General features: G+C 37.8%; 5 protein-coding genes and 1 pseudogene. 2 read left to right on the forward strand and 4 right to left on the reverse strand.

Annotated elements, in window-relative coordinates:
• The 4 genes and pseudogenes from HMPREF2813_RS08185 to HMPREF2813_RS08200 all read right to left on the reverse strand — a co-directional run.
• Positions 1-1,862, reverse strand: a pseudogene (locus HMPREF2813_RS08185) (ABC transporter ATP-binding protein); the annotation flags it as partial.
• Between the two features lie 93 nt (positions 1,863-1,955).
• On the reverse strand, positions 1,956-3,341 hold the full coding sequence (locus HMPREF2813_RS08190) for an anti-phage deoxyguanosine triphosphatase (protein WP_005687258.1): 1,386 nt from the start codon (positions 3,339-3,341) through the stop codon (positions 1,956-1,958).
• A gap of 92 nt (positions 3,342-3,433) precedes the next feature.
• A complete protein-coding gene (locus tag HMPREF2813_RS08195; protein ID WP_014550721.1) occupies positions 3,434-4,129 on the reverse strand; it encodes a CidB/LrgB family autolysis modulator in 696 nt (231 codons plus the stop codon).
• Positions 4,130-4,147: 18 nt separating this feature from the next.
• Positions 4,148-4,570 carry a CidA/LrgA family protein gene (locus HMPREF2813_RS08200; protein ID WP_005650310.1) on the reverse strand — a complete coding sequence of 141 codons (423 nt, stop codon included), beginning with the start codon at positions 4,568-4,570 and terminating at the stop codon, positions 4,148-4,150.
• Between the two features lie 114 nt (positions 4,571-4,684).
• Here HMPREF2813_RS08200 and HMPREF2813_RS08205 point away from each other — a divergent pair, with 114 nt between their 5' ends.
• Complete coding sequence (locus HMPREF2813_RS08205; RefSeq protein ID WP_070647046.1) at positions 4,685-5,167, forward strand: thermonuclease family protein; 483 nt, start codon at positions 4,685-4,687, stop codon at positions 5,165-5,167.
• Between the two features lies 1 nt (position 5,168).
• A partial coding sequence (locus HMPREF2813_RS08210) for a cysteine desulfurase (RefSeq protein WP_070647049.1) occupies positions 5,169-5,966 on the forward strand: 798 nt, incomplete at its 3' end.

Below are 5,966 nucleotides of genomic sequence, written 5' to 3' on the forward strand. Positions count from 1 at the left end.
AGTATCCGCCAATTCTTTTAATTTAGCGTCGGTAATATCGTGAGCCTGTTGGAAAAATGCTGGATCGGCTATTTCAGCTTGAAGTACGGTAATTTTAGTTTCCAACTCTTCCAATAGTTGTGGAAGTTGTTCTAGCTCTCGTTGTTCTTTATAAGAAAGTTTCACGGATTTCGGCTTAGAAGTGCGGTCATTTTTCACCGCACTTTCTTCTTTTAGTGGTTCAGATTTCTTCGCTTTAGCCTGTTCTTCCACTGCTTTACTTGCCCAGAAATTGGCTTGTTGCTGTTTCGCATCAAAGAATCCTCCCACATACTTATTCAAACGCCCTTTACCTTCGAATAAATAACATTCTGTCGCAGTATTATCGATAAATTGACGGTCATGGCTCACAATTAACAATGTGCCTTGATAATCAGTCAAAATTTCTTCTAAAAGCTCCAATGTTTCTACATCAAGGTCATTGGTTGGTTCGTCAAGAATCAATAAATTATTTGGTTTGAGTAATAATTTTGCGAGTAATAAACGATTTCGTTCTCCCCCCGATAAGGCTTTAACTGGGATCAGTGCACGTTTTGGTGGGAACAAGAAATCTTGCAAATACCCTAGCACGTGGCGTTTTACACCATTGACTTCAATATCTTGTTTGCCATCCGCCACATTATCCATTACAGTTTTTTCAGGATCTAAATCAGCACGGTATTGGTCAAAATAAGCAATCTCTAATTTGGTACCACAACGGATTTTGCCTGATGTAGGCTGAATTTCCCCCAGCAATAATTTAATGAACGTGGTTTTCCCACAGCCATTTGCCCCAACAAGTGCAATTTTATCTCCACGTAAAATCGTTGTTGAAAAATCTTTTAACAAGGTTTTTCCTGCGATTTCATAGCTCACATCTTCCATTTCAAAGACAATTTTGCCAGAACGACTTGAGGTATCTAACTGTAATTTGGCTGTTCCCATTACGTCACGGCGTTGGCGGCGTTCCTCCCGCATCGCTTTTAATGCTCGCACTCTCCCTTCATTTCTTGTGCGGCGAGCCTTGATACCTTGGCGAATCCACACTTCTTCCTGTGCAAGACGTTTATCAAATAATTCATTTTGCAAGGCTTCAACGCGTAGATTTTCTTCTTTCGTGGTTAAATATAAATCGTAATTGCCTAGATAAGACTGCAATTGACCGCGATCTAAATCCACAATGCGTGTTGCCATTTTGCGAATAAAAGAACGGTCATGGGAAATAAATACAATGCTACCTTGGAAATCCAGTAAGAAATTTTCCAGCCATTCAATAGCTTCCACATCCAAGTGGTTGGTTCATCAAGTAATAACACATCAGGATCGCACACCAATGCGCGTGCTAGTGCCGCTTTGCGTAACCAACCGCCCGAAAGTGCGGATAATTTTGTGTTTGGATTTAAACCTAGTTTTAACAATACTTCATTGATTTTATTTTCAAATCGCCAGCCATCAGCGTGTTCTAATTTAGCCTGAACTTGCTCTAATTGACTTAAAATTTGATCACTGTAATTTTCTTCCAATTGAACAGAAATATGATGATATTCTTTCAATAAATCCGTTAAATGCCCAACACCTTCCGCGACATAATCAAAAATATTGTCTTGCGCATTACGCAGTGGGTCTTGTTCTAAACGAGAAACCACAAGATCTTTTTCGTATTGGATTTTGCCATCATCCATAAGCACATCGCCTGCGATGATTTTCAATAAAGTTGATTTACCTGCACCGTTACGCCCAACTAAACAAACACGTTCATTCGGTTCAATATGTAGTTCTGCGTGATCTAACAAAGGCGCATCACTAAAGGAAAGATATCCATTGGTTAAACTAATTAATGCCACAACTGCCCCATAAAAATTCAGTGAAAATTAACCGCACTATTCTATACGGTTTGCATAAAAAATCCCATCAATTCGATGGGATTAGCTCTTAAATCAAAGTTGTTGATATACCCGCAAGGCGTGCGCATCCGACATGCCTGCAATATAATCGCAAATAATCCGCTTCTTCCTTTCTTCAGGGGCATTACGCCAACGATTTGCAGTATTTCTCGGTAATAAACGCTCTGGATCAGATTCAAAAATTTGGAACATTTCTGTTAGCATTCTCTGCCCTTTATATTCGATTCGTTGAGTATCCACATTGCGAATAACATAATCCCAAACAAATTTTTTAAATACACCAAGTGCAACAATCACTTCAGGTGACAGCTCTGCGTTATAACGTAACAAAGGTTCATCAAAATTTGCCGTTAATTTCCACCGCACATTAGTAATAAAAAAGTTCACCAATGCACCAATGGCTTGTTTTCGTTCAAAATGTTTATCAGAGAAAAGTCGTTGGCTAATTGAATCAATATTTTCTTGCAACCAAGCTGAAGGAATTTGTTTCAATGCGGAATGTGCCGCTTGCCATTGATGAGGATTTACCACGCCAGTCACAATCGCATCTTCTAAATCATGTACGCCATAGGCGATATCATCTGCCAATTCCATAATGCTACAATCCAGCGATTTAAACCGAGTATGTAAAGATTCAGCTGGATTTTCCCGCACTTTTTTAAATTTCCCAAATAAAGTGCGGTCATTTTCAGAAAGATTTTCCAGCAACCAATTAAACATTTTTAAATCATCACGGAAAATGCCTTTTCCTGGAATCCAATCGTGAATACGCACAAAACGAGGATCGATATTGCGAGAAAAATTAAGTTCTGCATATTGAGGCGAAGCCACATCTAACAACGCAGGATATTTCACGACACCCAATAGTGTTCTACGCGTTAGATTCATCCCTGCATTTTCAGTATAAGGCTCAAGTTTCGTTAAAATTCTAAAGGTTTGCGCATTGCCTTCAAAACCGCCCTGCTCTGCCATCATATAATTTAATGCCGTTTCGCCACCATGCCCAAAAGGCGGATGCCCAATATCATGAGCAAAACACAAACTCTCAATAAGATCGTTACTCGGCAATAAAGGTTTTAATTGTTTTTGCAACTCGTTTTTATCAATATTTAATGTTTGCGAAAGGCTTTCAAAGGTTTCTAAAAATTTAAGTTGTGCAACGAGACTACTGCCAATCTGAGCGACTTCTAAAGAATGGGTTAAGCGAGTGCGATAAAAATCATTTTCGCCAATTGCGTGAATTTGAGTTTTCGCCTGTAAGCAACGAAAAGCAGCAGAATGTAAAATTCGCCCACGATCACGACGAAATGGTGGACGATTATCTTTTTCGCGTGGAGGATCAGGAAGAAAACGTTCTGTCCAAGAAGAATCAATGATAAGTGGTTTCATATCGCTTTGTTTTATTTCGTTTTTCTGCATTATCTAATCATTTAGCGCAAAAAACAACCGCACTTTATCTATAACAAACACAATCTAGAATGAATAAAGTGCGGTTGAATTTTTATTGATATTTAAACAAAGAAATAAATCAGCTTAAATACAAATGGCGCGAGAATAGAACTAATAATCCCACAAAGCACAAGAGAAATAGAACTGTAACTTCCCGCTGTTGGATTCGTTTCCATACAACTTACTGTACCAAGCGCGTGAGAAACCGAACCAACAGAAAGCCCAATAGCTTCTTGATGTTTAACACTCAATTTTTTTAATACAAGATAACCAAATATCGATCCTTGCAAACCTGCAACCACAACACCAACTGCAGTTACGGCAGGAATGCCGCCTAAATGACGGGAAACTTCCATCGCAATAGGCATTGTGATGGATTTAGGTAAAACCGTAGCGACCATTTCGGGCGTTGCGCCTAAAAGAAATGCTAAAAGCCCGCCACTTAACATCGCCAAAAAAGAGGCTATAACCACCGTTGAAAGAATAATTTTCCATTGTTTGGCAATTTGGCGAAGTTGTTCATAAAGAGGCAATGCGAGAGCAACGATACTCAAGCCAAGTAAATTATTAATAGGTGCATTTCCTGCCATATAATCATCATAAGGAATCTTTCCTATCACTAAAATCGCCGCCAAAATTAATACTGTTAAAACAAAAGTATTAAAAATCATTGACTTCCAACGTTTGCTAATTTGTAGTGCGAGCCAAAACCCAAAAATTGTTAAAAATGTATAAAGATAAATAATGTACTGCTGCATATAAACTTTCCTAACATACTAATTCGCTTGTTTTACCTGATTTTCTCTACGTTTTATTACTTTTTTGCGTTTATGTGTAAAAGATTGCATCTGATACAAATAATGACCTAAAAATCCTATAACAAGTAAAGTGACACAAGTACTCACAATATTAGGAACAAGCAAAATATTAATTTGCTCTATCAATAAATCAGAATATTTGATAATTCCCACGCTCACTGGTACAAAAAGCACCGCCATAAAACGAATTAGCAAACTTGCACCTAAATAAATCCAATTTAAATGAATCACTCGTGTTGTTAAACCTAAAAAGAGCAATAACAATCCCCAAATACTTCCTGGAACACCTGATGGAATGTAATAAGCAATAAGATTTCCGAGATATAACATAATAGATAAAATGACCAACGAACGAACTAATAAAAATAATTTTTGAATCATATACAACCTTTTCAACTATTTTCATAATATTTCAAAATTATTTTACGCTTTTTTTTGCTAACTTGAGCCATTTTTTCGGTAAAATAACTAGACTTAGATCAAAAACTTTGCAAAATGATAAATCGAAAAATACTATTGACGAGTTTATTACTTATTTTTACCGTACTTTCTGCTTGTTCTCGCGAAAAAAATACGTGTCGAGTGGTTAAAATTAGTGATGGCGATACGCTCACTTTCCTCACTAAAGGCAATAAATCCATTAAAGTTCGTTTAGCCGAAATTGATGTGCCAGAAAAATCTCAAGCCTTTGGGCAAAAATCGAAAAAAACCTTGTCTGATCTGGTTTATCAAAAAAATGTACGCCTTGCGCGAAAAGGAAAAGATCGCTATCAACGCACCTTAGCGGTGGTTTATTATCAAAAACAAAATATTAATTTAGAAATGGTTAAACAGGGTATGGCTTGGGCTTATAAGCAATATTCCCATGATCCGATTTATCTTCAAGCACAAGAAAATGCACAAGCCAAAGGAATTGGTCTTTGGGCAGACAATAATCCGATTGAACCAAGTCAATGGCGCAGACAAGAGAAAAATTAATATGGCTTTTGATTATCAAACGTTCCGTCAAGCATTTCCCTATTTCCAACGTGAAGATGCGGTTATTTATTTAGATAACGCCGCCACCGCGTTGAAACCTCAAGTGTTAATTAATCGCACTGCCGAATTTTATACTTCTGCAGGTTCGGTGCATCGCAGCCAATATGATGCTGCCCAAACTGCGCAATATGAACAGGCTCGCACACAAGTTAAAGAATGGGTTAATGCAGAAGATAAACGCACTGTTATTTGGACTTCGGGTACAACTCACGCGATTAACTTAGTGGCAAATGGATTGATGCCGCAATTAAACGCCGAAGATGAAATTCTGATTAGCCAAGCAGATCATCATGCTAATTTTGTCACTTGGCATGAAACGGCGAAAAAGTGCGGTGCAAAAATTCGAGTTTTACCGATTTTAGATAATTGGCTAATTGATGAAAATGCGCTGATTTCAGCCCTTTCTGAAAAAACAAAACTCGTTGCGCTGAATTTTGTTTCAAATGTCACAGGCACTGAACAGCCGATTAAACGCCTGATTCAACTTATTAGAAAACATAGTCATGCGTTGGTTTTAGTAGATGCTGCACAAGCGATTAGTCATATTAAAATCGATTTACAAGATTTAGATGCAGATTTCCTCGCATTTTCTGCCCATAAAATTTATGGCCCAAATGGACTTGGCGTTTTAACAGGAAAATTGACCGCACTTTCTCAACTTCAACCGCTCTTTTTCGGTGGAAAAATGGTTGATCGGGTATCAAATGAGCGTATTACTTTTGCCGAATTGCCTTATCGT

Source organism: Haemophilus sp. HMSC066A11, from assembly GCF_001811665.1.
GTDB classification, from domain to species: domain Bacteria; phylum Pseudomonadota; class Gammaproteobacteria; order Enterobacterales; family Pasteurellaceae; genus Haemophilus; species Haemophilus influenzae.